This is a genomic window from Gemmatimonadaceae bacterium (assembly GCA_016720905.1).
Taxonomy (GTDB): domain Bacteria; phylum Gemmatimonadota; class Gemmatimonadetes; order Gemmatimonadales; family Gemmatimonadaceae; genus Gemmatimonas.
This window is the reverse complement of sequence record JADKJT010000009.1, coordinates 15,558-39,898: the sequence shown is the minus strand read 5'-3', so window position 1 is coordinate 39,898 and position 24,341 is coordinate 15,558. Positions and strand designations below refer to the sequence as shown.

The window sequence follows — 24,341 nt, the reverse complement described above, 5'->3', positions numbered from 1 at the left end:
CGCGTCACGGCGTACGGGCGTTCACGACGTCCTTGAGTTCGTCGGCGATCGATCCCGGCATTCCCATATTGCGCGCAAACTTCATGCGCCCCGCGTCCTCGAAGTACATCTTCATGCGAAACATGGCGCCAATGGCGTCGGCTTTCACCTGGCCTGCGTCACGGTGAATCACCAACTCCAGCGGGAACGCCGCGGCATAGGCCATGCCCGGGCACTTGAAGTCGGCTCGAGAGTGTCGTCGTCGCCGGCGCCCACGATGGCAAACGCCTTCGTTTCCATCGCCGCGCCGCTCACGCCGAGAATCACCACACCCTGATCGTCCAGATCAATGCGATAGATGCCGTGCAATTGCCATTTCCCTTTGGGCGGCTGCTGCAGGCGCTGCCAGATGCCGTCGGCCAGCCGGCGCACGTCGGCCGGCGTGCTGCCGGCAACTGACGTGATCGTTTCGAGTTGACCGGCAAACGGGCCACCGGCCATCACGCCCATCGTCTTGCCAATCAGGCCGCGATCGCGCGATTGTCCGTAGCTGCGATTCGCCTTGCGACCGCGCGTGGCCGCAACCACCAGTCCGGCCACCTCCTCCACCATCGCCCGCCCCGACGCCTCGAGCCCTGACTCGGCGACCATGGTCCGTTCCACCGACAGCGGATTCACCATCGAGACGTGCACACCGCGTTCGTCTTCGAACACGCCGATGCGCACAGGCACGGCGAACGCGCCCAGCGCCCCCTTGGCCATGACGGCAGCCGTGTGCGGCGCCTGCCGGGCCACCACGACGCGCGCGGCATAGCTGCAGCGTGTGGCGTCAACCCCCACCGTATGCGTGGCCAGGATGGTCCAACCCTGGCCCTTCAGGGACTCAGCGATAGCCGTCGACGCCGCCGAGACGGTCATCGGAACGGAGTCAGCAAGCACGACGTACACCCGCTGCGCACCCTGCGCCGCGAGAGATGCCGGGGACAGCAATACGGCCGACGTCGCCAACGCGAGCGCGGCCCGACAGACAGAGGATGGCATCATGAGGACGGTATGGTCAATTGTATAGTTACTCAGTTTTACAACGATGTATGAATCGGGCGCATTCGTCTGGCGGGAGCCATAGGGGAATTCCGGACAGACAGCGGGGGAATTGCCGCGCACCATGGCGTGCACCGTTGGTTGCCTGCGGCCCGGCATCTCCGTCAAATGGATAACCGTCCTTCACGAGAACCCGCCATGTCCGTCGCCGTCGATAAACTCAAGCGCAGCATTTACGAAGCGAAGCTGGCCGAACTGCACTTCGAACTGGTGAAGATGCAGTACTGGATCAAGGAGACCGGCCAGAAGGTGGTGCTGCTGTTTGAAGGGCGCGACGCGGCCGGCAAGGGTGGCGCCATCAAGTGCATCAGCGAGCCGCTCAATCCGCGCGGCTGTCGCATCGTGGCGCTGGGCACACCTACCGAGCGCGAGAAATCGCAGTGGTACTTCCAGCGCTACGTGGCACACCTGCCGGCGGCCGGCGAGATCGTGTTGTTCGATCGCAGCTGGTACAACCGCGCCGGCGTGGAACGCGTGATGGGCTTCTGCACCGACGAGCAGTACACCGAGTTCATGCGCGCCTGTCCCGAGTTCGAGCGCATGCTGGTGCACTCGGGGATCACGCTCATCAAGTTCTGGTTCTCGGTGAGCGACGAGGAGCAGGATCGACGGTTCGAGGAGCGGTCGGGCAATCCGGCGCGACGGTGGAAACTGAGTCCCATGGATCTCGAGTCGATGAGCCGGTGGGAGGACTACTCCAAGGCCAAGGACGAGATGTTCCTGCACACGGATATCAAGCAGGCGCCGTGGTGGACGGTGGAGGCCGACGACAAGCGTCGTGCGCGACTGAACTGCATCAACCACGTCCTGCAGTCGGTGCCCTACACCGACGTGATTCCGCCGCCGCTGGAGGTGCCGCGCCGACGCAAGGTGAAGGGCGGCTATGTGCGTCCTCCCCGTACCGATCAGAACTACGTGCGCGATCTGGCGCTGTAACGCACCATCGCCTTAGAAGCGCAACGAAAGACAGCTCAACCCACCGTCCATCTTGGCGTACTCGCTCATGTCCAGAATCTCGAGCGTGTAGCCCAGCGTGCGCAGCATGGCGTGGGTGTGCGGATAGTCATCGGCCACGAACACCACGTCATTGACGCGCACACAATTGGCCGCGTACTCCTCGCCGGCGGGAACGCGCACCACGTCGTAGTCGCGAAACTCCGGATGCGAGGCCAGTGCCCCGATCGCAACCAGTCGGTTTTCCTCAATGGCCACCACGCCGCTCTTGAAATGCAGGATGCCCGGCGTGTCGCGAATGTCCACGGTGCTGGCGGTCACGCCATGGGTGGCCAGCCAAGCGGTGAGCTGACGCGCGCCCTCGGCGTTGGTGCGGTGCGAAATGCCGATGAACACATGCGTGCCCGCTTCGCACACGTCGCCAGCGTCAAGCGTGCCGGGCGCGACAATCTGCGGCGCATTGGGGAAGAACCGGCACACCGCGTCACGAATGGCGTCCACTTCACCGGCTCGGCTGGCGGCGCCGGGCAGGGTTAGCATGGCGCCCTTCCCCGGCAGGATGAGTGCCGTGTCCTCGACAAATGTCGAATCGGGGTAGCGATCGTCGGCGGGCAGCGTGATGAGCGCACAGCCGTTGCGTTCGAGCGCCGAGCAATAGGCGGCATGCTGCGCCAGCGCGCGGTCCACGTCGGGCACTCCAATGTCCACGGTGGTGAGTCCGCTGGCAAAGTTGCGGGCGGGCGGGCGGACGATGGCCTGCGTGAAGCGACTGAACATGGCCGAGGGCGTAGGTGGGGACCGTGGTGTGAGTGACAATATGGCGTTTTGCGCGTTCGTGCGGGATGTTAGGGGATGACTGAATCCCTGAAACGCACGCTGGGCAGCCGAGACCTGACGCTGCTGGTGGTTGGCAATGTGATCGGTTCCGGGATTTTCCTGGTTCCCGCGTCGGTGTTGAAGCAGAGTGGCGAATCGATGCCCATCGCGATTGCGGTGTGGCTGGTGGGCGGCGTGCTGAGCTTGATGGGCGCGCTGTCGTACGCGGAGTTGGGAGGCATGGACCCGGGGGCGGGTGGCCTGTACGCGTACATTCGCGACGGGTTTGGCGCGTTTCCGGCGTTCCTGTACGGGTGGACCCTGTTCTTTGTGATTGGGGCCGGCACGATTGCCACGTTGGCGGTGGCCGCCGCCGATTACATGACGCAGTTCACGCCCATGTCGCCCATGCAGAAGAGCATTGTCGCGGTGACGCTGATCGTGATCATGGCGGTGATCAACGTGCGCGGCACCAAAGGCAGCGCGTCGGTGCAGAACCTGGCCACTGGTATCAAGGTGCTGGCCATTCTGGCCATGAGTGCCCTGCTCTTCATGATGGGCAAGGGCTCCACCATGACGGCCGTGGCCCACACGGTGTCAACCGTGTCGGTGTCGGGCGTGGGGCTGTCCATCATCTCGGTGCTGTGGGCATACGAGGGGTGGCAGTACGTGACCTTTGTGGCGGGCGAAGCGAAGGACCCGCAGCGCACCATTCCGCGCGCGCTGATTATCGGCACGCTGATTCTGATTGGCATCTATATCATTGCCAACTTCGCGTATGTAGCCGCGCTCGGCACGGCGCGCATGGCGGCGTCCGATCGCGTGGCCGGCGAGGCGGTGGCCGAGGTGCTTGGGCCGACGGCGGGGAAAGCGATTGCACTGGCCATCATCATTTCGATGTACAGCGCTGCGCACGCCACGGTGATCACGGTGCCGCGCGTGTATTTCGCGATGGCCCGTGACGGATTGTTCTTTCGGAAGCTCACCGAGATTCATCCCACGTACGGCACGCCGGCGGTGGCCGTGGTGACGAGTTGTGCGTGGGCGGCGGTGTTGGCCATGACGGGGACGTTCCAGCAGTTGCTGACGTACGTGGTGTTCATCGGCTGGATTTTCTACGCGCTGGGTGCCGCGGCGGTGATTGCGCTGCGCATCAAGCGCCCGGATGCCGCGCGGCCGTTTCGCGTGCCGGGCTATCCGGTCACGCCGGCCCTGTTCGTGCTGGCGGCGGCGGTGATTGTCGGCAACACGGTGATCTCGCAGCCTGGGCAAGCGGCCATTGGCATTGGCGTGGTGATGCTGGGAGCGCCGGCGTATCTGGTGTGGAAGCGGCGGTTGGCGCGGTAGTGCTGGCGCCGCGCGATGTCACGTGGGCGAAGCAGTTTACCGATGAGGCCGCGGGTGTGCGCGTTGCGTTGGCGGTCGTGACCGGCTTCGGAGACGCTTGATCGGATATCGCGTTGTCTTGAGGCACTGCGGTACCAGCCACTGGGCGAGTTTGGGATTCCAGGTCGTCGGTACTTTCGCGAGGGCTCTCCGGCGGGCATCCGCACCCATCACCTCCACGCCCTTGCCCTTGGCTCGGCCGACATCGTATCGGCATCTTGGATTTCTGGACTACCTGCGGGCGCACGCCGCTGGCTCAAGCCTACGAAGCGTTGAAGGTTGGACTGGCGGCGCATTCAGCCGGCGATGGGCGCGCCTACACGGAGGGCAAGACCGTCAGCCTGTTGACGAGTGACATCGACAGTGCCCGCATGATCGTGCATGTGCGTGCCGGCAAGGGCGGCCGTGATCGGTATGTGCCGATTGCCGAATCGCACGCTTGAGTTATTGCGCGCGTATTGGCGGACGGCGGCCCCGCGCCCCGGCTTTGGGCTCCCGCGCGGCCCTTGGCTCATTGCGACTCGGGAAGCGACGGGGCCACTGCATCCGACGAGCTTGGAGAAGACCTTCGCCGCGGTCCTGCGCGGGAGCGATCTGAAGACGCATGCCTCCATCCATACCCTCCGGCATTCGTACGCGACGCACCTGCTCGATTGCGGCGTGCATCTGCGCGCGATTCAAGAGTTGTTGGGCATCAGAGTCCCGCGACCACGGCGGTGTACACGCACATCACGCCGCAGGTGACCGACGTGTTGCAGCGGACGGCGAATGCGCTGATGGCCTCGCTGTAGCCGCACGTCGGGCGCGGGCGTGACCGTCGCGGCGGTCGTGCGGCAGTTCCGGCCGGCGTATGTGGCGCGCTTCGGCGCCACGATGCCGGCGAGCCCGACGTCGCGCCGCCGGCGCCCACCAGCTGGCGGCGCATGATCGCTGGGTGCAAACTCCATAGACCAGCGCCGGCGGTTCAGTTCAACGGAGGTTTGGCGTCGGCTTCGCGACGCAAAACCTCTGATTTGTTTTATTCCGGCAAGTACCGAATCGTAGCAGTTGGCATTTTGGTCATCGTCAGCGGCACGATCACGGTCGCCGGCGATTTCATGGGCGGGGAACCGCGAGCCTCCTGCCGCTACGGAACCGACGGGAACTCGTAGAGATACAGATCGGCTTCGCGGCGGTGGAACTCGAACCTCTTCACGCCGCGACGGCGTTCGAGGGCTGCCTGCAACTGGCTGAGATTAGGCTCGCGATCTCCGGGATTGATGGGCACGAAGAACAGCCAGACGCGGTTCCCGGCGCTCCGCATGCGGGTCGCTTCGTTCTCCGCCCAGCCGTCGTCAGGCGCCTTGCCACCGCCGTATCCCCAGCGCTCCACGCGTCCGGTTGGCACACCGATGAGCTCGAGCCAGTCGCCGTGCGAATAGACCAGATTCTGGCCTTCATTTACGACGGCCCGCTCGCGGCTGGGGTTTGCAGGGAACGCCGGCCCACCCGCACGTGCGATGTCGGCGAGCCACCGCAGACGCCCGAACTCTGGCGCTGACCAGTCCGGCGAATAGAACGCCCACGACGGCACGGCGTGCGGATAGATGTAGACGGCGTCCCGGCCGGTGCGCCGCCGCTGAAGTTCTTCGACGACCTCCCGGGCATCTTGCCGCCGTATGGGTGCAATAGAGGTCAGGACTCCGCGGGCGAACGCCGGCCCGACAAATGCAGCCGCCAAAAGAACGACGGCGGCTCGCCGATGCCGAGCCGACAGCCATGCGGCGGCCTGCACGATGCCCAGCGAGAGCGCCATGAGTACGAACGGCGCGACGAACAACATCAACCGAACCGAGATGGGATACTTCTCGACCGCAGAGGCTCCGGCGGCCGCCACGACTCCGCCTGCGAGCATCACCACCAGCCAGACTCCGCGCTGTCTGGCGATCGTGACCAACCCAAGAAGAGAGAGCACCACCGCAGCGAGCGTGTGTATGGTCACGCCGGCCATAATCACCGGACCCCATCGTCCTTCGTCCAGCGTCCCCAGCAGAAACCCGGACATCGTCGCGGTCACGGCGAAGGACAGACGCTCGAGAATATCCGGCGCGTTCGGGCGCAGGAAGTTGAACTCCCACGCATACAAAATGAGCGGATGGTTGGCGGCCGAGTACTGATAGATGAAGACGTACTGGAGCGCGAACGTGGCCACCCACGCACTGCCTACCGCGGTGATTCTGCCCAACCATCCCGGGACGGCACGCACCTTGGGTGCACACACCAGTCCTGCGCCGACCGCGGCAACAACGAACAGCGCGGGAATCGAGAGAATCAGACCCCCGACGCCCGCACAGGTGAGCACGATCCAACGACGTACGGGGGCCGGGTCCTCCACAACCCAGATGGCGGCCAGTACGAGGAGGACCGCCACGAGCGCGTCCACTTCGTACGGTTTGGCCTCATTCGAATACCGGATGAGCATCGGCGACAAGCTGACGAGCGCTGTGGCCACCAGCGCCTCGGTCTCGGCAAAGACCTCGCGGGTCAGCCTCCAGACCATCAGGACGACGAGCAGGCCGGCGACGAGGGAGAGAAATCGCAGCGAGTACTCATTCACCCCGGCGATCTGCACCAGCACCTTCTGCGCCCAAAGGAAGGGCACGGGCGCCGCCTGCTCGTAGTCAAGCGGCTGCAGAAGACCCGACCACGACCGCGTGAGGACGTTGACTGAGAGCATCGCCTCGTCGTACCAGAGCGACCGTCGATCGAGAAACGAGATGAGGCGAAACACGACACCGACGCCGAGTACGGCCCAGAGCAGCGGGCGCGTACCTCGTGTCAAATCGGACCGGATGGGCATTGGCTTAGTATGCACGAGAAGGAAGGCGCGCTCAACCAGCGACCCGGCAGGAGATCCGCGGCGTGGTATCCTGCTGGTCAGTCGCCGTAGTGCACGGTCAGGACGTCGAGCGCGCGCGCGAGCCCGTCGAGTCCATCCGGCGGTGCACGCATTTCGAGCGAGACCCAACCGGCGTAGCCTGCGTCGCGTAGCGCGTCGGCGTACGAGGCGTGATCGGTCGCGTTCGCCCCCAGTGGCGCAAGGAACGGCTCACTGGCGTGGAAGTGCCGGATCAGCGGTCCTGCCGCCGCGATCGTGTCGGCGACAGCTTCGCCATTGATTGCCATCGCGCCTGCGTCGACGTGCAAGCCGAACCCGGGCTCTCCGACCGCGCCAACCAGTACGGACGCCTCAGCGAAAGTCCTGACGAAGTCACAGTCGTAGGCCGACGGGTTGGGTTCGATACACAGCCACACGCCGCGTTCGTGGGCGAGCTGGCCGATGTCGCGGAAGAACTCGATGGCGATGCGTTGCGCGACGTCGCGCGGTACGCCGCCGACCGTGCGGTTCCTGGGCGACCCGAACACCAGCGGACCGACACCGAGTGCGGCGGCGAGATCCATCATCCCGACGAGATGGGTGCGCATGCCATCACGCGCGGGCTGATCGCCGAAGAGCACCAACTCCGGGCGCCCGAACAACAGCGCCTGCATGGACGAGATGGCGAAACCGCGCTCGGCCCACCACGCGCGATACTCGCGGCGCTCGACCTCTGTCGTCGTCAACGGATCGGCCCACACCGCTGTCGGCGCGACTTCGATGCCGGTCACGCCGGCATCGCGAAGCATCGTCGCAACGCCCTCGTCATCCGCCTGCTTCCACGCAATGTTCGAGACGGCGAGCTTCATGCCGCTGCCCCCGTCGTGCTACGGGTGCTCACGACGCCACTCCTCGACGAACTGCCGGATCGACGAGAGCACCTGAGCACGCGTGGCCAGGTAGGCCCCCGTGCTGTCGAACCGCTCGGCGTACTTGGTGTGCATGTCGTAGCGGGCCGCGTTGGTGACCGCCGGATTCTCGAAGGCCACACCGAAGCCGACCTTGGCCACGTCGCGCACGCTGACCGGCTCCACGGCGAAGTTGACCGTCGGCAGCGCGTGTGCGCGCGCGATCGTGATGTCCTGCCAGAGGCGGTCGAGATGATAGAACTGGAACAGACTGTCCGCGCAGATGGCGCCCACTGCGTTCGCGTGCAGGAAGTCGAAGATGATGTTCTTCTTCAGCCCGCGTCCGAACAGTCCAGGGAGTCGGATGATGGTACTCGCGAAGCGATCCTGCACGAACTGCTCGATCTCAAAGCGGTGGCGACCGTACGGCGTGGCCGCCGCCGGATCGATCGGCGAATCCTCGTCGACGTCGATTGGCGTGGCGTACACATCCACCGTCGAGATCAGGATGACATGCTTGGCCTCGACCTCGCCCAGACACGCGAGCATGCGTTGGATGTTCTCGCGATCGCGCTCCGGCTCCTTGTTCGCCTTCCACTTCTCGGCCGGCGCACCGGCGCACACCACCACATCGTAGGAGCATCCGCGAATCGACTCGATAGTGGTCGAGCGATACACATCGTCGAACGACGTCTGGCGCAGGAGCGTCGTACCGACGAATCCCGTCGCGCCGATCAGGGCATCAGCCATGGGCCTTGGTCCCCGAGCGGTTGGTGGGTGGATCATAGAGATGCAGGCACGCGTGCATCAGCGTCCTGAGGATCTTGATGCTTCCTCTGACCGGACTGATTTTCGTGGGAACCGGTCCGTGAGCCGGATACGCGCGTGTGACGGGTACTTCCTCCACGCGAAACCCGAGCCGTGACGCGCGGATGGCGAGATAGTAATGCAGTTCGTATGCCGAAAAGACATCGCGAAACGGCGCGACGCGCACGTCGAGCAGCAGTCGCCGACTGTACGCGCGAAATCCGTTCGTCGTGTCCGTGTAGCGCGTACGCGCCGCGAGGCTGATGAGCGGCGCGTGCAGGAGGTGAATGCCGAGTAAGCGCGCGGGCGGAGTGTTCTCTGCGTGTCCGCCCGGAATGAAGCGCGATCCTTGCAGATGATCGAGGCCACGGTCAAGCCCTGCCGTGAAGAGCGGAATCGCCGCCGGATCGTCCTTGTTGTTGCCATCGATGACGATGAGTCCGTCGTATCCTTCGTCCATCGCCCACGCCATCGCCATGCGCATCTGGGCACTGAGCTTTCCGGGACCGGTCTTGGTGAGCAGCGCGCGGACGCCGCGTGGCGCCAACAGGTCCTCGCCGACCGAACCGTCGGTACTCCCGCCGTCGGCGATGACGATGTCGACCAAGTCCGCATAGGGCAGCATGCGGCCGAGCTGGGCGTGCAGCCGACCGTTCTCGTTGAGTACGAATACCGCGCACGCGTAGCGCGCGTGCTTCTCGCGGAACGCTTGCACGCGGAACGTGGGCACCTCGCGCATGATCATGGGCTCAGCGGACAACGGGATCCGCCACGATATTCATGCGGTCCTCGGCAATCGACGCGACGGCACTCTGCCGCTCCTCGAGCACGAAGTACAGCGGACGATCCTGGTTCTCTCCCAGGAGTCGCGCGAGGTACGCGGCGACGATCGTGAGCAAGGCACCGATGGCGCCGAACATTCCGCCAAGGATCAGCGACTGCGTTGTCCACCCTTCGGCGACATGACGCTTGAGGAGATAGATACCGACGACGTACGCCACGAAGAGCGTATTGGCCGCAACGACGAGGAGGCCGAGCCCGACGGCGAGGTACAGCGGCTGCAGTGAATTCGCCACAATGATTCCCATGGCGAGCTTCGCCCCGTCCAGCACGCTCTTGCGGCGTGTCACAGTGCGTCGATGCAGCGGTTCGTACTCCACGCTCTGGCTCGCGTACCCGACGTAGCCGCTCAGCGTGCGCAGGTAGCGGTTGCGATCGCGGATCTGCACGATGGCGTTGACCGTCTGGCGGCTCAACACGCGAAAGTGCGTCGAGTCGGGCGGGATATTGAGCCCAAGCAGGGTACTGCCGGCACGGTAGAACACGGTCGCCCCCAGTCGGAGTAGCAACGGTTCGCCGACCCGACTCTTGCGGATGCCGAACACCACGCCAATGCCTTGTCTCGATTGAGCCACCATACGCGGTATGAGCGCGGGTGGATCGCTGTCGGGCAGCATGACCACCACGAAATCGCCGATGGCCGCGTCGAGTCCCGCGGAAATGGCGACTTCACTGCCGAAGCTGCGCGAAAGCCGGATCAATCGTACCGACTCGTGGTGCGCGAGCACGGCGTTGATCGCGCGAACGCTGTCATCGGTCGAGCCGTCATCCACGAGTAGCAACTCGTAGTGGACGTAGTGCGCTCGCAGCGTGCGAATGGTTTCCTCCACGAACGCAGGCAGGATATCGCTGTCGTTCGAGAGCGGTGCAACAACCGATACGAACACATCGGACGCGGTCACGACACCCGATCCGTGATCAGGGCGCTCGCCGTCGCTTCCTCGTCGACGCGTTGCAGCATGTCATACGCGTTGTCCACCTTCGATCCGATCACGCAGTGAAAGCCCGGCATGCCGTGGTCCTGGCTGAATAGAATCGGACGGCTGTCGTCCGCCTCGCTCCGCGGCAGCAGCGTCTTTACCTCCCAGAGTGAGTCACGCTGCGTGCATTGCCGCATCGCGCGGCGGGGAGATAGCGCGCGCATCACGCACCATGTGCGGAAATGTACTCGTGCGTTCGTACCGGGCCAGCCGCACATCGGCATCCTCGTACGCTTGCCCTGGCACGTCGTGCCACGACAGGTGTGGCGTGTATCGCACATAACTCAACGTGTGCAACGCTCGCGACGGATACGGAATCATCGAGAAGAAGGGCCCGCACATGACCGTGACACCGGCCTGCGCCAGCTCGGCGGGGGGCTCGACCAAGGCCATCTCGGTGAGTTCGTGCTTGAGTGGCACCAGCGGCAATCCGGAGGCCACATGCAGTCGGTTGAGTCCCGAATACGTGCAATTGTACACCTTTGCCGCGCGGACTACCCGCGTCTCGGCCGCCAACATGTCCGCAGCCGCCCCGTAGTCGACGTTAATCGCTCCTTCAGGAGACTGCCAGACGCGGCGCGCCGTGGTGGACAGCGCCACCTCCACTCCGGCCGACGCCAGATCGTGCATGACGCGTTCGCGCAGGCGGACCGCATCGAAGGTGTACTCGGGGACCTGCAGAACCTCCTCGATGAACGCCGAATTGAACAGCTTCGCGGCCGATGCCGGTGCCGGTGCATAAGGAGCACCAATGCGATCGCAGAAGCGCTTGAACTGCGCTGCCGTGACGTTCGAGAAGGTTCTACCGATCGCGTAGTAGTGCGTGAACGCGTCGAAGATGGTCGCGCGATACTCGTCGATGAAGCGCGGCGCGTTCACGCGCGAGCGGAGTCCGGTCAGGTAGCTGCGCGGGTAGTGATAGCCGGCGTGCACGCGTGCCTGATTGATGATCGACGCACGTCCGAGCAGCACCGGCTCCGACTCGAGGAGGAGTACCTGCCCTCCCGCGCGCCCCAGATGCACGGCCAGCGAGGCGCCGAAGAAGCCGCCGCCGACGATCACGGCATCGAAGACACGCGGCCTGCCGTCGACGTGACCCTGCGTTGCGCGGAGTTCGGTCGTCATGCGTAAAAAATGTTGGGGTACGCCCAGCGATGCTTCATAGTAGCGCGATCAGTGCTCCAAAGGCCACCAGACCCGAGCCGAGGGCGACGAGGCCCCACGCGCGCAGTCTCTTCAACTGCCACCACATCACCAGACCGGTGACTACCCATGCGATCAGGGCGAGGCTGACGAGGTCCACGAACACGGCCCACAGGTCGCTCCATCCATCGTTGGCGAATCCGCCGCGCGCATGCCATCCCGTGAAGAAGTGATCCCATCGGAACTGCTTGTCCTCAGCGCGCAAGGTCCCGCGCTTCGCGTCCCAGATCAGCTGAGTCGCCGTGCGGAACGTATGCACATACACATTGATCTGATCCGGCTGCGGCCGGGACGCTGCGTAGGATCCGGTGACCCCCGCCTCCTTCATCAGGATCGCGCCGAGCTCGCGCAGATCGGTCGTGTTCGGTGGCGTGTACGGACGCTCGAAGCGAACGGTCCACACAGGCTCGCCGTACCAGCGCTCACCCAGCCCGGAGTGGCTGAACATGATGGAGGTGATGCCGTAGCCGATGAACCACGGCAGCAGGAGCATACCGAGGTAGAGGTGGATGCGCCGGACGGCCTTCATATCGTGAGCAGAAAGAACGTGAAGGCAGCCAATCCGGCAATAAGGAACGCGGCGCCCAGCCGGCGGGTGACGCGCATTTCCCACCACAGCAAGACTCCGGTAATCGCCCACGTCAACATCACGACGATGAACCCGTCGACCAGCGCACCCCACAGCCGGTCGGTCCAGAACGGCTGAGAAAAGCCACGGCGGCGATGCATGCGTTCCAGCATCTGCGCGGGCCGCCTTTCTGCGGCCTCGATGAGCAGCGATTCCTCCTTCAGCGTGATGCGCTTCGGCTCAAGAAGGTCGTTCCTGTTCACCACCAGTGCGCCGTCACGCTGTGCCGCCGAGTACGCGCCTTCCATTCCAAGATCGCGCAGCACCTGCCCCCCCTGCTCCCACGGCCCCACGCCTTCGGTGAACACGGCCTCGTAGCGCCGCTCCTCAACCCGACGGAATTCGAGCGGCGGCGTCCCCAGATGCTCGCGGTGATTCATCGCCATCGTGCTCAAGGCGTACATCAGCACCCACGGTGTCAGCGCGAGCCCCGCGTACATGTGAATGCGCCGAATCACTGGCGTCCCTCGCCGGTGGCGCGCGTCGTTCTGCCGTTCGTTTCCAGCATGATGCGGTGGCCTTTGCGGTGAGGACCTACTCGTTCTTGCCCGTCGTGGCGTCTCACGCGAGCGCGTCCGGGCCGCATGCATCGACGTCCAGCCACGGGCAGGCAACAGTTGCTACACGTCTCCGCAAATGTATAACCACCACGGGAAAGCCCTACAATATCGACCACCGGCCGTCGTTCAGCGCGGCGGTCCCGGATGCGGCCACTGACGCGTGCCGCGAGCGGCCAGAGGCGCCGCTGGCGTCGCGTGCGTTGTGTCACCTTCTCGGTCTCGACGTGAGGGTCCAGCGAGCCTCCTTCACAGATCACGCGCTCGGCCCGCATGGTTTCCGATTGGACGGTCACCTTCCCCGCGGCCTCCCGTGATGCGATCCTCATTGCTCCTCCTCTTCACTGTGGCGACCTGACGAAGGCGCGGGCATTCCTTGACGCACCACGGCCCATCGACGTCGTGGGTATAGTGGGCGCCACCTCCCCCTTCGGACCACCCTCATGCGCCGGGGCCTGTGCGTCCAACCCGGAAGCGTGAACAGAAGGCTGAGGAGCACCTTGAGGATCGCTCGGACAATCGAAAACGCTGTGACGGCAAGCCTAGCAACAGCAACTGGGGCTTGACGCAGTCCGGCGCTTCACAGAAGGAAATTCAATCAGGGTGCGTTGAGTATGGGCTGCGGTCCCTTGCCTCGCGAGCGGCGGAGAGTGGGCGTCGGCGTGCCCTCCGCCGGGCTGTCGCGCCTCGTGGGCCGTTCGGGACGGTGTTGAAGAAGATGGACCAGATGCCGTCGTCCGTCTCTTCCAGTCCGATGTGGTGGTTCGTGAGCGACCGCGCAATGAAGAGCCGTCGATGTTGGAAGCGAAACGTTCCGCCTGTCGTGTTTTTCTTCACCAGGAAGTGCCCGGGATATTCTTGGGCCGGGAGCTGCTTCGGATTTGAACGGGGCGAACTCGCGTAATGTGCGGACGGCGTCTCCCCACCCAAGTACTCGTGTGGTCGTTCCGTGTTGTATTCGCGCCGGAAGGCGTCGAACGCCCGCGGCTGCGCGGCGGCATTGGCCCGTGGCGGGCGAATGGCGGCGCGCTTCAGCGTCCGGTGCATGGTTCATGCGCGCCGTTCTGTTGCGGTCGTCCCGGATGGATGCGTTGATGCTGAATGCCGAGCCGCATCCACCAGACGTTGCGCTGCGACAGGCCATGAATGCCGGTCGTGGCGAACGGCACCCCGTGGTCCGTGCGGATGGCCAAGGGCAATCCATACTCGCGGAATGCGCGCTCGAAGAACGGTTTGACGCCGACGCCCTTGGTCGAGAGGAGCCCCTGACCCGTGAGGAGAAAACGCGGGTGAACTGCCCCTTGAAGTCGGCCGTCCACAGATCGTTTGTCGTCGTCACGAGCGCCACCACTCCAGGGTGTTGATGTGGGCGCCGACGCCGACGCCTGACCACCACGCCGCGGCGTGCGAGCAAATCCCCCGCGGTACTCGTCGCGGGCCACTCGAGGTCCGGATGACGGGCGGCGAGCCAATCGAGCCGCTTCGCCGGCCCCCAGTCCGGATGCTTCTTTCGCGCCTGACCGAGATGCTCCGCCACGACGTCGCTGAGGCGATGCGGACACGTGTGCGGCGCTCGGCTACGATCCGCCAAACCGCGCCGTCCGCCGTCGGCGAATCGCTCGAGCCACTTGTAGCCGGTCTTGCGATTGATCCCATACCGGGCGCAGAGCTCGGACATGGAATAGAAGCCCTCCTGATAGTCCTCGATGAACTGTTGGCGCTGCTTCACCGGTGCGGTCTCCAACCACGGCATCGTCGCTCCTCGCGGGGTATGAAGCGAAGATGCAGTTTGAATGGCGTGTAACCCATGCTGCCGGTTTGTTCGGTTACCTATCGACCCGGTTTGTACCGTGAACCGAGAACATTCATTACCGTCGACCTATGCAGCGCGCTGTGCAGGTGTTCTAAGAACTGTCATGGTGATCACGCGCCGCGCGGTTGGAGTCCCCTGGCGAAAGGCACTCGCTGCAGGGCTGGTTAGAACCCCTGCAGCGCCTCCCCTTCCCCGGGAAACACCGGCAGGATGGTCGCGAAGCCCGAAATCTCGAACACCTCGCGGACTGATGCATTGAGCCCGAACATCCGCAGCGCCCCGCCGGACGCTTTGACCTGCTTGGCCGTCCCCAGCAGAACACGAAGCCCCGCGCTGCTGACGTAGTCGAGCGCGGTGAAGTCCACGGCAAGCTTTCGCGCCCCGCCGGCGACTACCGCATCGAGGGCGTTCTTCGCCACGGGTGACGAAGCGCTGTCGAGACTCCCCGTGATCGCCGCGATGGTGACGTCGCCCAGCGTGCGTGTCGTGACCTGCATTATGTGCGCTCCTTCGGGGACCGGGCCCCGTCCAATGTCTCCAGATGCTTGATCAGCACGACTTCGTTCTGGTCGCCCCGTCGCGAGTACCGGACCTCGTCCATCATCTGCCGTACGAGGTAAATGCCCAGGCCGCCGAGTGTCCGTTCCTCGACGGACAACGTCGTGTCGGGGGTGGCGAGCGCAAAGGGATCGAACGGCCGGCCGTTGTCACACACCGCGACCACCAGACGGCCCGGCTCAAGCGCGCCTTTCACGGTCACCCGCACCCCCGGCCCCCCCAGCGTGGCGCCGTGGGTTACGGCGTTCATGACAAGTTCATCCAGGGCAACCAGCATGGTGCGTCGCACAGCCGCCGGGAGGGCATGCGCGTCCGCGAAATCAGCGAAGGCGCTGGTGACCCTCCCCACCTCGTCCGACTTCCCGGTGAATGTCACCCCGAACCGATGGTCCATTGCGCTCTCCACGAGGCGAAAGACACTCCGGGGGCAAGCGGCTGTCAACCGCGCCGCGGAATTTGACGCCGGACGTGACCAACGCGACGTTATCCCCGGCAGTTTCCAACTTTTCACGGACCGGCCTGTACTTCATGCATGAGACGAACGTAGCGCAGGATATGCGGGACCGAGCGCTCGTCCGGGGACATCTGGCGGGCGACTCCTCCGCGGCCGCCGAGCTGGTGGGGCACTACGAAGCGCGCTTGTTCAACGTGGCACTGCGGATGCTCGGGAACGTGGAGGATGCAGAGGACGTGACGCAAACGGTGTTCGGCAACGCGTTCCTCGCGCTGGAGTCGTACAACCCGCAGTACCGGTTTTTCAGCTGGATCTATCGGATGACGGTAAACGAGTCGCTGAACGCCCTTGACCGGCGCCGGCAGATGGTCACGCTCGACGAGGAGCTGGCGATCCCGGCGGCAGAACCGGGGGTGACCGGCGCGCTGGAGGCAGATGATCGCGTGGGAAAGGCCTTGATGCTCCTTACTCCGAACGACCGGGCGATCGTCGTGTTGCGGCACCTCGCCGAGTGCTCGTACGACGAGATCGCGTCCATGCTCAACGTGCCGTCCAAGACTGTCAAATCACGCCTGTTCACCGCTCGCGAGCGGCTACGGCAGGTCCTTATCTCACAGCGCTGAAACGTGTCGAATCTGCCGCCTCTTTCCCCTGAACAGCGTGACCTGATTCACCGCGGCGCCGACGGCGCGGTGACGCAGGCCGAGCAGGCGGAGCTCCGGGAACTTCTCGCGTGGCACGAGGAGGCGCAGGCGCTGCACGCCGACCTCATGCTCCTCGTGGAGGAGTTCCGGGCCGTGCGCGTCCCGCCCCCCGGCCTTCGCGCGGCCATCCTCCGCTCCATCAGTCATCCCATCCCCGCCACGCGCGAGGCGGCCTACCGTCCGTTCGATGTTGCAGCACCGTTCCGTTCGCTCATACGCAGCTGCGGTACAATCTTTCACGATCTGGAGGCACGCATGGCCAGGAAGACGCTGCTCATAGGGACATTCGCCGTGGCGGCAATCGCCATCATCGGGTACGCTGTCGGCGGTTCGCCGCCGAGGGGACTGACGTTCGGCACCATCGGCGCCGGTGACAGCATCAGCGGCGTCGAGCGGGCGTCTCGTTACAAAGCGCGCTCCATGGATGAAGGCGATGTCTCGCTCAAGAATCCCGAGGTGCAGGCGCTGTTTCAAAACGACCAGGTACTCAAGCTCGTGCGCAGCGATGCCTTCCGGCAAGCCATGCAGAGCGACGCGTTCCGCAACCTCCAGTCCAACGAGGCGTTCCGAAAGGTCATGAACAACGACGACTTCCGCGCGCTGATGGCGAACGATGCCTTCATGCGGATGATGTCGACTGACGCCTCGGCGCAAATGATGTCGGACGCCGGTTTCCAATCGCTGATGGCGCAGCAGGCGTTCCGCTCCGCCGCGAATTCCGAGTCGCTGCAGGCGTTCATGGCCAGCGATGCCTACCGGCAGCTCAAGGCCAACGCCGCCTTCAGCGATGTGATGGCCAGCGACGCCTTCCGCAACCTCATGGCGAACGACGCCTTCCGAAAGATGCTGTCGAACGAAGTGTTCGCCCGCATGATGTCCAACGAAGCGTTCCGGTCGGCCTTCTCCAACGAAGCGTTCCGATCCGCGTTCGCCAATGACGCGTTCCGCTCGGTCCTGGCGAACGACGCCTTCCGTTCACTGATGGCGTCCGAAGCGTTCCGAAGCGCGTTGCGAAGCTCGGCCGCCGCCGAGGTCTTCCGCGGCGAGGCGATGCGGATGGCCCCCTAACGGCCCGTCCGCGCCCGCGGAGTCTCCGCAACGGGGACGACGACCCCAGTCGGCCACTTGCCCGGCTGGGGTCGTTTCGTATGTTCTGCCGTCCCCAGACTCCGGAACATGCGCCTTCTCGCCAGACTCCTGTCGTTCGCCGCCGCCTTCGTGGCCGTTCCACTCGGCGCGCAGCTGCAGACCGTCGAGTCGCCGACCATGCGGCTGATCTACACGTCATCGCTGCAGTCGTATCTCGTGCCGCAGGTGACCGGGACGTTCGAGAACGCCCTCCGCTTCCACGAGCGGTTGTTCAACTATGTCCCGCGCGGACGGATGGGTGTGCTCATGCACGACCTGTGGCATTACGGCAATGCGGGCGCCCGCCCGGTGCCCGAGAATCACGTCACGATCGGCATCGCCCCGTATGGGCACGAGTACGAGTCGGCTCCCGCCCCGGAGCGCATGGCCTCGTCGATGAATCACGAGCTGGCGCACATCTTCACCACCGACAAGTCCACCGCGCGCGACCGCTTCTACCGGCGGCTCTTCTTCGGCAAGGTCTCACCCGACGCGCAATCGCCGCTGTCGATGGGCTACGCGTACCTCACCACGCCGCGGTGGTATGCGCCACGCTGGTATCTCGAAGGGATCGCCACGTACCTCGAAACGTGGATGAATGGTGGCATGGGGCGCGCCATCGGTCCGTACGACGAGATGGTGTTCCGCACGCTGGTGCGCGACAGCGCCACCATCTATGACGTCGTCGGACTCGAGTCCGAGGGAACGACCGTCGACTTTCAGGTGGGCACCAACTCTTACCTCTACGGCACGCGCTTCATCAGCTATCTCGCGCTGCGCCACGGCAACGACAAGCTGCTCGCCTGGGTCGATCGACGCGAGGGCTCCAGGGGCTACTTCTCGCGGCAGTTCCGGCAGGTCTACGGCATCTCGCTCGAGGAGGAATGGGCGAACTGGATTGCGTGGGAGCGCGAGTGGCAGCAGGCCAATCTTGCATCCATTCGCAAGAACCCTACTACGATGGCACGCGCCATTACGGACCGCGTGCTCGGATCGGTCTCGCGTGCATGGTTTGACGAGACGAACGGTGCGATTCTCGTTGCGGTCCGCTACCCGGGGCAGGAATCGCATATCGCCTCGATCGACATTGCCACCGGACATTTGACGCGGCTGCACGACATTCCCGGCGCGTCGGGTCTCTCGGTGACGTCGCTGGTCTTCGATCCAGGCGCGCGGACGATCTTCTACACGACCAATAACGCCGATTGGCGTGACCTTCGCGCGGTCGACCTGCGTACGGGGCATGACCGGTTGCTCATCAAGGGGGCCCGCATCGGCGACCTCGCGTTCAACCGCGCCGATAGTTCGCTCTGGGGTGTCCGGCACGACAACGGCTTCTCGACCCTTGTGCGGCTGCCCGCGCCGTACACCGAATGGCGGCAGGTCTACACGTTGCCGTACGGGACGGACCTGTTCGACCTCGACATCAGCCCCGATGGCGCGGCGTTGATTGCATCGATGTCGGCGATCGGCGGCGAACAGAAGCTGGTGCGATTTGCGATCGACGCGCTGTTGCGTGGAGAAAAGACGCCCGACGAGCTGTACAACTTCGGCGAGTGGTCGCCGTCGAACTTCGTCTTCGCGCGCGACGGTCGCTCGGTGATTGGCACCTCCTACTTTTCGGGGGTCTCCAACGTCTTCCGCTACGATCTCGAGCGGCGGGTGATGCGCCCCCAGAGCAACGCCGAAACCGGGTTCTTCAAACCGCTCCCCATCTCGAATAACTCGACGCTCGTCTTCGCGTACTCAGGACGTGGGTTTGTCCCGTCGATCATTCCCAACGCGGTTCCCGAAAAGGTGAGCGCCATCCGGTTTCTCGGTAACGAGATCGCCGAGCGGCGTCCGGAAGTGCAAGGGTGGATGCCGCCGCCGATGCGCCTGCTCCCGCCTCAGTCGCTGGTGACCACGCAGGCGCCGTATCACGGCGTGCGTTCGCTGAGGCTCAACTCCGTCTATCCCATCGTCGAAGGATACGAGAATGCGAACGGCGCCCTGGCCGTCGCCGGCGGCCTGCGCTTCAACTTCGCCGATCAGCTGGGAGCGACCGGTCTGGACGTCTCGTCATCGTACTCACCGGATGCGCGTCTCGACGCGTACGAGCGGTTGCATCTTCGGGCCACGTTCCGGCACTGGAACTGGCACCTCTCAGGCGCATTGAATCGCGCCGACTTCTACGACCTGATCGGACCGACGCGCGTGAGCCGTCGCGGGGCTTCCCTCGCCGCACAGTACTCCGGCCAACTCAAGCTCGATGGCCCCACGAGCTTTGGTTACACGGTGCAGGTGGCCGGTCACGATGGGCTCTCGATTCTGCCGGAGTTCCAGGGCGTGGCGACTCCCATCACGCGGCTCGGCAGCGTCACGAGCACCCTCGAGTACAAGTCGATGCGGCGCTCGCTTGGCGCGACGCAGGACGAGTTCGGCTTGGCGTGGAATGCAGGGATTCGCGGCAATGCTGCGGGTGGCAGCGCCTTCCCGCGCGTGGGCGTCGACTTCACGCGTGGCTTCCTGCTGCCGATCGACCACTCGTCGGTGTGGTTCCGCGCCGCGTCGGGCTGGTCGCTCGCCACCGACCGGCGGAATCCACTCGGACGGTACTATCTGGGCGGGTTCGCGAACAACTGGATTGAGCACCGTGGCATCAAGCAGTTCCGCGACGTGGAGAGCTTTGCGGGGTTGGAGATCAACCAGGTGAGCGGATCGAGCTTCGCCAAGGGACAGATTGAGTGGGTGTCGCCGCCGTTGCGCTTTCGTAGCGCGGGGATTCCCAGTGCGTATCTGCGATGGGCCGGACTCTCCGTGTTCGCGTCCGGTCTGGTGACCGACGTTGACGCGCCAGCCACGCGCCGCGCGTACGCCAACGCCGGCATGCAGGTCGACTTGCGCTTCATCTCCCTCTCGCACCTCGAGTCGACACTCTCTGCCGGCGTTGCCGTGGCGGGAGGCCGGGGCGTAGCGCGACGTGCCGCGCCGATGATTTCGCTCAAGCTGATGTGACGACGTTCATCGCGCTCGCCATTGGTGTCGTCCCGGTGTTCCTGTTCCTGTGGGCGTTGTACGTGCTCGACAGCTACAGCCTGCTCTCGTTGCGCGTGGTGCTGCTGGCCGTCTGCGCGGGTGTGGCGGCGGCGCTCGTGGCGTATGTGGTGAACCGGTGGCTGCGGCCGACACTGGGCATCGAGCTTGCGCCCTACGCGCGGTACGTGGCGCCGGTGGTCGAGGAATCGCTCAAGGCCGCGTATGTGATCGTGCTCCTCGCCCGCAACCGCGTGGGATTTGTCGTGGACGCGGCGATCTACGGTTTCGCCGTCGGCACTGGATTCGCCGCGGTCGAGAACCTCCACTACATGAGTCTCGGCCTCGACGCGAGTGTGTGGCTGTGGGTGGTGCGCGGATGCGGCACCGCCGTGATGCACGGAGCGGCCACGGCCCTCGTCGCCATGATTGCCCGCACACTGCACAATCGCACCACGCGATTCGTGCCGCATCGGGTACTGCCCGGTCTTGTGGCGGGAATCGTCCTGCATTCGCTCTACAATCACCTGCTCATCCAGCCCCTGCTGGCGACTGCCGTGATCATGGTGGCCTTCCCGGTCCTGGCCACGGCGGCGTTCGAGTACAGCGAGCGCGACACGCGCCGCTGGCTGGGTACCGGATTTGATACCGACCAGGAATTGCTGCTGGCGATGAAGGCGGGCAACACGGCCTCCACGCCCGTTGGGCAGTATCTCGCGAGTCTTCGCGCGCGCTTCGCGCCTGAAGTGATCGTGGACATGCTGTGCCTGCTCCGCCTGCGCGCCGAGCTGGGCATCCGCGCCAAGGGTATACTCTTGATGCGCGAGGCCGGCTTCGAGCCCGACCCCGATCCGTCCGTCCGCGCCAAATTCGATGAGTTGCGCTACCTCGAGCGCAGCATTGGCGCCACCGGGATGCTGGCGATGGTGCCGTTTATGCACACGAGCGCGCGCGACCTGTGGCAGCTGAACCTCCTGGACGAAGGAACGCAATGACCGCACCCAAACCGCCACGCGGCACGATGACCACGCTTCGGGCGCCCAGTCGCATTCTTCTGGTGGGCGCTGCCAGTGCGGCGCACGGCATGCGATTCGTGGACGAGAACTACATGCCGTTCCCGACGTCCACCGCCGCTGACGCGGCGAAGAAGCTGCAAGCTGGGCGATACGAGTTCGCGGTTGTCGACGTGTCGCTTGCCGATATGCCCGCTGCGGCGTTCATCGCCTCGATTCGCGCCGATGAGGCGCTGGCGCAGTTGCCGGTCCTGGTCACGAGCGCCACGGACGACCTCGCCGCCATCGAGGCGTGTCTTGGTAGCGGGGCCGATGATTACCTGCCGGCGTCGTGCGGCCAAGGGATACTGCGCGTACGGATCGCCGCGGCGATCGACCGCAGAAGCCTTCAAGACACACAGGCGTTGCGGCGCGACATGGTCGTGGCGCGCACCATCCAACGGGATTTTCTCCCCGAGGCGCTTCCGCTCGTTCCCGGCGTCGAGCTGGACGCGGCGCTGCAGCCGGCGAGGCAGGTTTCGGGTGATTTTTTTGACGCCTTCCTGCTCGGCAGCTCCGGCCGGCTGCTGCTGGTGGTGGGCGATGTCTGCGACAAGGGCGTGGGCGCGGCGCTCTTCATGGCGTTGTTCCGGAGCCTCATTCGCGCATCGGCCGACCCGGTTGCCGGAGGCGCGGAGCAGACTCTCGGCCGTCAGACGCCCGCGGCAGGCGACACCGACGCCGATGGCACCCCCGAGCTGCTGACGCGCGTGGCGTCGTTCACCAACAACTACATCGCGCATCTCCACGGCCGGACGAACATGTTCGCGACGGCCTTCCTTGCATGCCTGCGTCCGAGCGACGGTGAGCTGGTGTATGTGAACGCGGGCCACGAGCCGGCACTGATCGTGGCGCCGGACGGTTCCATCGAGGAATTGCGTCCTACGGGGCCGGCGCTTGGCATGATGCCGGACTCTCCGTTCACGGCTGTCACCCGTACGCTCCCACTCCATCACAGCCTGTTCGCCTTCACCGACGGCCTGTCGGAGGCACGGAGTTCGAGCGGTGTCGTGTTCGGCAACGAGCGCCTGCGAGCGGCCGTAAGAGACCACGGTGTGCGCGGCGCATCGGCGTTAGTGCACGGCCTGCTGCAGACCATGGAAGCCTTCACGCGTCAGGCCGAGCCACACGACGACCTGACGATGCTTGCCGCGACTCGGAACAGCATCTCGTAACCGGCTCGTCTTCGGCGGGTGCGACGGCCTCACGTGTCGCACCCTTCTCTGGCGGGTTTGGCAATCGGACACGAGTCACGACAGAAGGAGAACTGAGCATGAAGCGCAGTCAGTTCATGATCGTCGCAGCCATCGTCCCGTACCGACCTTGGACTGGCCTTCGACGGACACGAAACCGGATATCGCGTGATTGATGCACTGGATGTGCATGTGGCGCTGCTGGCCGACATCGCGGCGGGGCACACGCCTGAACCCACGCCGCCGGCACGACGTGGCAGGTATGGGTCCCGTCCCGCGCATGCGCTACGGCACGATGACCACTTTCCCCGTCACCTTCCGCGCCGCCATGTCGTTCAAGGCCTGCGCGGTATCGGCCAGCGCGTAACGCGCCGAGATGTGCGGCTTGATGGTGCCGTCTGCCAACCAGCCCATCAATTGCCGCATCGCCTGCGCATTGGCTTTCGGCTCACGCTTGGCGAATTCCCCCCAAAACACGCCCACCAACGACGCCCCTTTGAGTAGCGTGAGGTTGAGCGGCAGTTTGGGTATCTCGCCATTCGCAAAGCCCACCACCAAATACCGTCCACGCCAGGCGATCGAGCGAAACGCGGCTTCGCTGTACTCGCCGCCGACGGGATCATAGATCACATTGGGACCTTTGCCATCGGTGGCCGCTTTGATCGCCTCGCGCAAGTTCTGCGTGCTGTAGTTGATGGTGGCATCGGCACCGTGTGCGCGGCATACCGCCAACTTCTCTTCGCTCGACGCCGCCGCAATGACGCGCGCGCCCAACGCCTTGCCGATTTCGATGGCGGCCAACCCCACGCCACCGGCCGCACCCAGCACCAGCATGGTCTCGCCGGCTTGCAGTTGCGCGCGGTCACAGACCGCGTGGTGACTGGTGCCATAGGTGAGGGTGATCGCCGCGGCAATGTCAAACGACATGCCTGGTGGCATCGGCATCAGGTTGGTGGCCGGTACGACGACTTGTTCCGCGAACGCGCCGTGATCCGCGAACGCAATCACCTGGTCGCCCACCTTCCACTGCGCCACGCCGTCTCCGACAGCAGTGATCACCCCGGACAGTTCACTCCCCGGCGTGAAGGGTAACTGCGGTTTGAACTGATATTTGTTCTGGATGATCAACACGTCGGGGAAATTGACGCCAGCTGCCTTGACCGTGATCACGACGTGATCGCTCGTTGCGACCAGGTCAGCGTGCTCCTCGACCACAAGGGTATCGGGCAAACCCCAGGCGTTGCACATCACGGCTTTCATAGCACTCCTTGGCTGGGGATGCGTGCGCGGTCGGGCGGGTCGTCGGGGAAAGATGGTGCCGCGGCCGTACCGGCGCTAACGTCTCGATTCGGGTGGGCGCATCGATCTGTTCAGGACGACATCCGACCCGCATCTCGATGCGTGGCGC

Annotated in this window: 24 protein-coding genes and 3 pseudogenes; 9 read left to right on the top strand and 18 right to left on the bottom strand. The window is 64.7% G+C overall.

What is annotated here, in order from left to right; genetic code table 11:
• Positions 1-4 precede the first annotated feature (4 nt).
• Together IPP90_09790 and IPP90_09785 are read right to left on the bottom strand one after the other, a co-directional pair.
• Positions 5-205, bottom strand: coding sequence for a hypothetical protein (locus IPP90_09790; GenBank protein MBL0171006.1), 201 nt, complete (start codon positions 203-205; stop codon positions 5-7).
• On the bottom strand, positions 169-1,020 hold the full coding sequence (locus IPP90_09785; protein MBL0171005.1) for a hypothetical protein: 852 nt from the start codon (positions 1,018-1,020) through the stop codon (positions 169-171). Before IPP90_09785 ends, IPP90_09790 begins: the two co-directional genes overlap by 37 nt.
• Positions 1,021-1,188: 168 nt before the next feature.
• On the opposite strand from IPP90_09785, the gene ppk2 reads away from it, so the two are divergent.
• Positions 1,189-2,016 carry a polyphosphate kinase 2 gene (gene ppk2, locus IPP90_09780; GenBank protein ID MBL0171004.1) on the top strand — a complete coding sequence of 276 codons (828 nt, stop codon included), beginning with the start codon at positions 1,189-1,191 and terminating at the stop codon, positions 2,014-2,016.
• A gap of 12 nt (positions 2,017-2,028) precedes the next feature.
• On the opposite strand, the gene IPP90_09775 is transcribed toward ppk2, so the two are convergent.
• Positions 2,029-2,811, bottom strand: coding sequence for a N(G),N(G)-dimethylarginine dimethylaminohydrolase (locus IPP90_09775; protein MBL0171003.1), 783 nt, complete (start codon positions 2,809-2,811; stop codon positions 2,029-2,031).
• Between the two features lie 75 nt (positions 2,812-2,886).
• Between IPP90_09775 and IPP90_09770 the strand changes: the two genes are divergently transcribed.
• The 3 genes and pseudogenes from IPP90_09770 (at position 2,887) to IPP90_09760 (ending at position 4,980) form a co-directional block, all read left to right on the top strand.
• Positions 2,887-4,197 carry an amino acid permease gene (locus IPP90_09770; protein MBL0171002.1) on the top strand — a complete coding sequence of 437 codons (1,311 nt, stop codon included), beginning with the start codon at positions 2,887-2,889 and terminating at the stop codon, positions 4,195-4,197.
• Between the two features lie 105 nt (positions 4,198-4,302).
• Positions 4,303-4,591: pseudogene (locus IPP90_09765) on the top strand (GrpB family protein).
• 59 nt (positions 4,592-4,650) lie between these two features.
• Entirely contained in the window at positions 4,651-4,980 is a 330-nt protein-coding gene (locus tag IPP90_09760; GenBank protein MBL0171001.1) for a tyrosine-type recombinase/integrase, read from the top strand.
• Here the strand turns inward: IPP90_09760 and IPP90_09755 are convergent.
• The 14 genes and pseudogenes from IPP90_09755 to IPP90_09690 form a co-directional block, all read right to left on the bottom strand.
• Positions 4,931-5,161: a hypothetical protein gene (locus tag IPP90_09755; GenBank protein ID MBL0171000.1), complete on the bottom strand. Its 231-nt coding sequence runs from the start codon at positions 5,159-5,161 to the stop codon at positions 4,931-4,933. The two genes, IPP90_09760 and IPP90_09755, sit on opposite strands and share 50 nt — an antisense overlap.
• A 201-nt stretch (positions 5,162-5,362) precedes the next feature.
• On the bottom strand, positions 5,363-7,075 hold the full coding sequence (locus IPP90_09750) for a glycosyltransferase family 39 protein (GenBank protein ID MBL0170999.1): 1,713 nt from the start codon (positions 7,073-7,075) through the stop codon (positions 5,363-5,365).
• Positions 7,076-7,152: 77 nt separating this feature from the next.
• Positions 7,153-7,962, bottom strand: a complete 810-nt coding sequence (locus tag IPP90_09745) for a sugar phosphate isomerase/epimerase (GenBank protein ID MBL0170998.1) — start codon at positions 7,960-7,962, stop codon at positions 7,153-7,155.
• Between the two features lie 18 nt (positions 7,963-7,980).
• The gene (locus tag IPP90_09740; protein ID MBL0170997.1) at positions 7,981-8,751 is read right to left on the bottom strand and encodes a pyridine nucleotide transhydrogenase; all 771 of its coding nucleotides are present in this window, start codon (positions 8,749-8,751) and stop codon (positions 7,981-7,983) included.
• Positions 8,744-9,553, bottom strand: coding sequence for a glycosyltransferase family 2 protein (locus tag IPP90_09735; GenBank protein MBL0170996.1), 810 nt, complete (start codon positions 9,551-9,553; stop codon positions 8,744-8,746). The genes IPP90_09740 and IPP90_09735 overlap by 8 nt, the downstream gene beginning before the upstream one ends.
• 4 nt (positions 9,554-9,557) lie before the next feature.
• Positions 9,558-10,550, bottom strand: a complete 993-nt coding sequence (locus IPP90_09730; GenBank protein MBL0170995.1) for a glycosyltransferase family 2 protein — start codon at positions 10,548-10,550, stop codon at positions 9,558-9,560.
• Positions 10,547-11,753, bottom strand: a pseudogene (locus IPP90_09725) (FAD-binding oxidoreductase). Before IPP90_09725 ends, IPP90_09730 begins: the two are co-directional and overlap by 4 nt.
• A gap of 34 nt (positions 11,754-11,787) precedes the next feature.
• Positions 11,788-12,360 carry a hypothetical protein gene (locus tag IPP90_09720; GenBank protein ID MBL0170994.1) on the bottom strand — a complete coding sequence of 191 codons (573 nt, stop codon included), beginning with the start codon at positions 12,358-12,360 and terminating at the stop codon, positions 11,788-11,790.
• Positions 12,357-12,917: a hypothetical protein gene (locus IPP90_09715; protein MBL0170993.1), complete on the bottom strand. Its 561-nt coding sequence runs from the start codon at positions 12,915-12,917 to the stop codon at positions 12,357-12,359. Before IPP90_09715 ends, IPP90_09720 begins: the two co-directional genes overlap by 4 nt.
• 693 nt (positions 12,918-13,610) lie before the next feature.
• A complete protein-coding gene (locus IPP90_09710) occupies positions 13,611-14,063 on the bottom strand; it encodes a transposase (protein MBL0170992.1) in 453 nt (150 codons plus the stop codon).
• A complete protein-coding gene (locus IPP90_09705; GenBank protein ID MBL0170991.1) occupies positions 14,048-14,335 on the bottom strand; it encodes a hypothetical protein in 288 nt (95 codons plus the stop codon). Before IPP90_09705 ends, IPP90_09710 begins: the two co-directional genes overlap by 16 nt.
• A 98-nt stretch (positions 14,336-14,433) precedes the next feature.
• Positions 14,434-14,769, bottom strand: a pseudogene (locus IPP90_09700) (helix-turn-helix domain containing protein).
• Positions 14,770-14,993: 224 nt separating this feature from the next.
• Complete coding sequence (locus IPP90_09695; protein MBL0170990.1) at positions 14,994-15,326, bottom strand: STAS domain-containing protein; 333 nt, start codon at positions 15,324-15,326, stop codon at positions 14,994-14,996.
• Entirely contained in the window at positions 15,326-15,781 is a 456-nt protein-coding gene (locus IPP90_09690; GenBank protein ID MBL0170989.1) for an ATP-binding protein, read from the bottom strand. The genes IPP90_09695 and IPP90_09690 overlap by 1 nt, the downstream gene beginning before the upstream one ends.
• Positions 15,782-15,855: 74 nt before the next feature.
• On the opposite strand from IPP90_09690, the gene IPP90_09685 reads away from it, so the two are divergent.
• The 5 genes from IPP90_09685 (at position 15,856) to IPP90_09665 (ending at position 22,915) form a co-directional block, all read left to right on the top strand.
• Complete coding sequence (locus IPP90_09685) at positions 15,856-16,464, top strand: sigma-70 family RNA polymerase sigma factor (GenBank protein MBL0170988.1); 609 nt, start codon at positions 15,856-15,858, stop codon at positions 16,462-16,464.
• Between the two features lie 3 nt (positions 16,465-16,467).
• Positions 16,468-17,613 (top strand): hypothetical protein, encoded by a 1,146-nt coding sequence (locus IPP90_09680; GenBank protein ID MBL0170987.1) that lies wholly within the window; start codon positions 16,468-16,470, stop codon positions 17,611-17,613.
• 108 nt (positions 17,614-17,721) lie between these two features.
• Positions 17,722-20,670 (top strand): hypothetical protein, encoded by a 2,949-nt coding sequence (locus tag IPP90_09675; GenBank protein ID MBL0170986.1) that lies wholly within the window; start codon positions 17,722-17,724, stop codon positions 20,668-20,670.
• The gene (locus tag IPP90_09670) at positions 20,667-21,683 is read left to right on the top strand and encodes a PrsW family intramembrane metalloprotease (protein ID MBL0170985.1); all 1,017 of its coding nucleotides are present in this window, start codon (positions 20,667-20,669) and stop codon (positions 21,681-21,683) included. The genes IPP90_09675 and IPP90_09670 overlap by 4 nt, the downstream gene beginning before the upstream one ends.
• On the top strand, positions 21,680-22,915 hold the full coding sequence (locus IPP90_09665; protein MBL0170984.1) for a SpoIIE family protein phosphatase: 1,236 nt from the start codon (positions 21,680-21,682) through the stop codon (positions 22,913-22,915). Before IPP90_09670 ends, IPP90_09665 begins: the two co-directional genes overlap by 4 nt.
• A gap of 303 nt (positions 22,916-23,218) precedes the next feature.
• Here IPP90_09665 and IPP90_09660 read toward each other — a convergent pair whose 3' ends face one another.
• Complete coding sequence (locus IPP90_09660; GenBank protein MBL0170983.1) at positions 23,219-24,193, bottom strand: NADPH:quinone oxidoreductase family protein; 975 nt, start codon at positions 24,191-24,193, stop codon at positions 23,219-23,221.
• Between the last annotated feature and the right edge of the window lie 148 nt (positions 24,194-24,341).

Bases quoted from the DNA above. Each gene is read 5' to 3' on its own strand.
- IPP90_09745 (MBL0170998.1), bottom strand. From the start codon at position 7,962: ATGAAGCTCGCCGTCTCGAACATTGCGTGGAAGCAGGCGGATGACGAG.
- IPP90_09690 (MBL0170989.1), bottom strand. From the start codon at position 15,781: ATGGACCATCGGTTCGGGGTGACATTCACCGGGAAGTCGGACGAGGTG.
- IPP90_09735 (MBL0170996.1), bottom strand. From the start codon at position 9,553: ATGATCATGCGCGAGGTGCCCACGTTCCGCGTGCAAGCGTTCCGCGAG.
- IPP90_09695 (MBL0170990.1), bottom strand. From the start codon at position 15,326: ATGCAGGTCACGACACGCACGCTGGGCGACGTCACCATCGCGGCGATC.
- IPP90_09665 (MBL0170984.1), top strand. From the start codon at position 21,680: ATGACCGCACCCAAACCGCCACGCGGCACGATGACCACGCTTCGGGCG.
- IPP90_09770 (MBL0171002.1), top strand. From the start codon at position 2,887: ATGACTGAATCCCTGAAACGCACGCTGGGCAGCCGAGACCTGACGCTG.
- IPP90_09755 (MBL0171000.1), bottom strand. From the start codon at position 5,161: ATGCGCCGCCAGCTGGTGGGCGCCGGCGGCGCGACGTCGGGCTCGCCG.
- ppk2 (MBL0171004.1), top strand. From the start codon at position 1,189: ATGGATAACCGTCCTTCACGAGAACCCGCCATGTCCGTCGCCGTCGAT.
- IPP90_09790 (MBL0171006.1), bottom strand. From the start codon at position 205: ATGGCCTATGCCGCGGCGTTCCCGCTGGAGTTGGTGATTCACCGTGAC.
- IPP90_09660 (MBL0170983.1), bottom strand. From the start codon at position 24,193: ATGAAAGCCGTGATGTGCAACGCCTGGGGTTTGCCCGATACCCTTGTG.
- IPP90_09740 (MBL0170997.1), bottom strand. From the start codon at position 8,751: ATGGCTGATGCCCTGATCGGCGCGACGGGATTCGTCGGTACGACGCTC.
- IPP90_09760 (MBL0171001.1), top strand. From the start codon at position 4,651: ATGTGCCGATTGCCGAATCGCACGCTTGAGTTATTGCGCGCGTATTGG.
- IPP90_09785 (MBL0171005.1), bottom strand. From the start codon at position 1,020: ATGCCATCCTCTGTCTGTCGGGCCGCGCTCGCGTTGGCGACGTCGGCC.
- IPP90_09750 (MBL0170999.1), bottom strand. From the start codon at position 7,075: ATGCCCATCCGGTCCGATTTGACACGAGGTACGCGCCCGCTGCTCTGG.
- IPP90_09710 (MBL0170992.1), bottom strand. From the start codon at position 14,063: ATGCACCGGACGCTGAAGCGCGCCGCCATTCGCCCGCCACGGGCCAAT.
- IPP90_09675 (MBL0170986.1), top strand. From the start codon at position 17,722: ATGCGCCTTCTCGCCAGACTCCTGTCGTTCGCCGCCGCCTTCGTGGCC.
- IPP90_09775 (MBL0171003.1), bottom strand. From the start codon at position 2,811: ATGTTCAGTCGCTTCACGCAGGCCATCGTCCGCCCGCCCGCCCGCAAC.
- IPP90_09720 (MBL0170994.1), bottom strand. From the start codon at position 12,360: ATGAAGGCCGTCCGGCGCATCCACCTCTACCTCGGTATGCTCCTGCTG.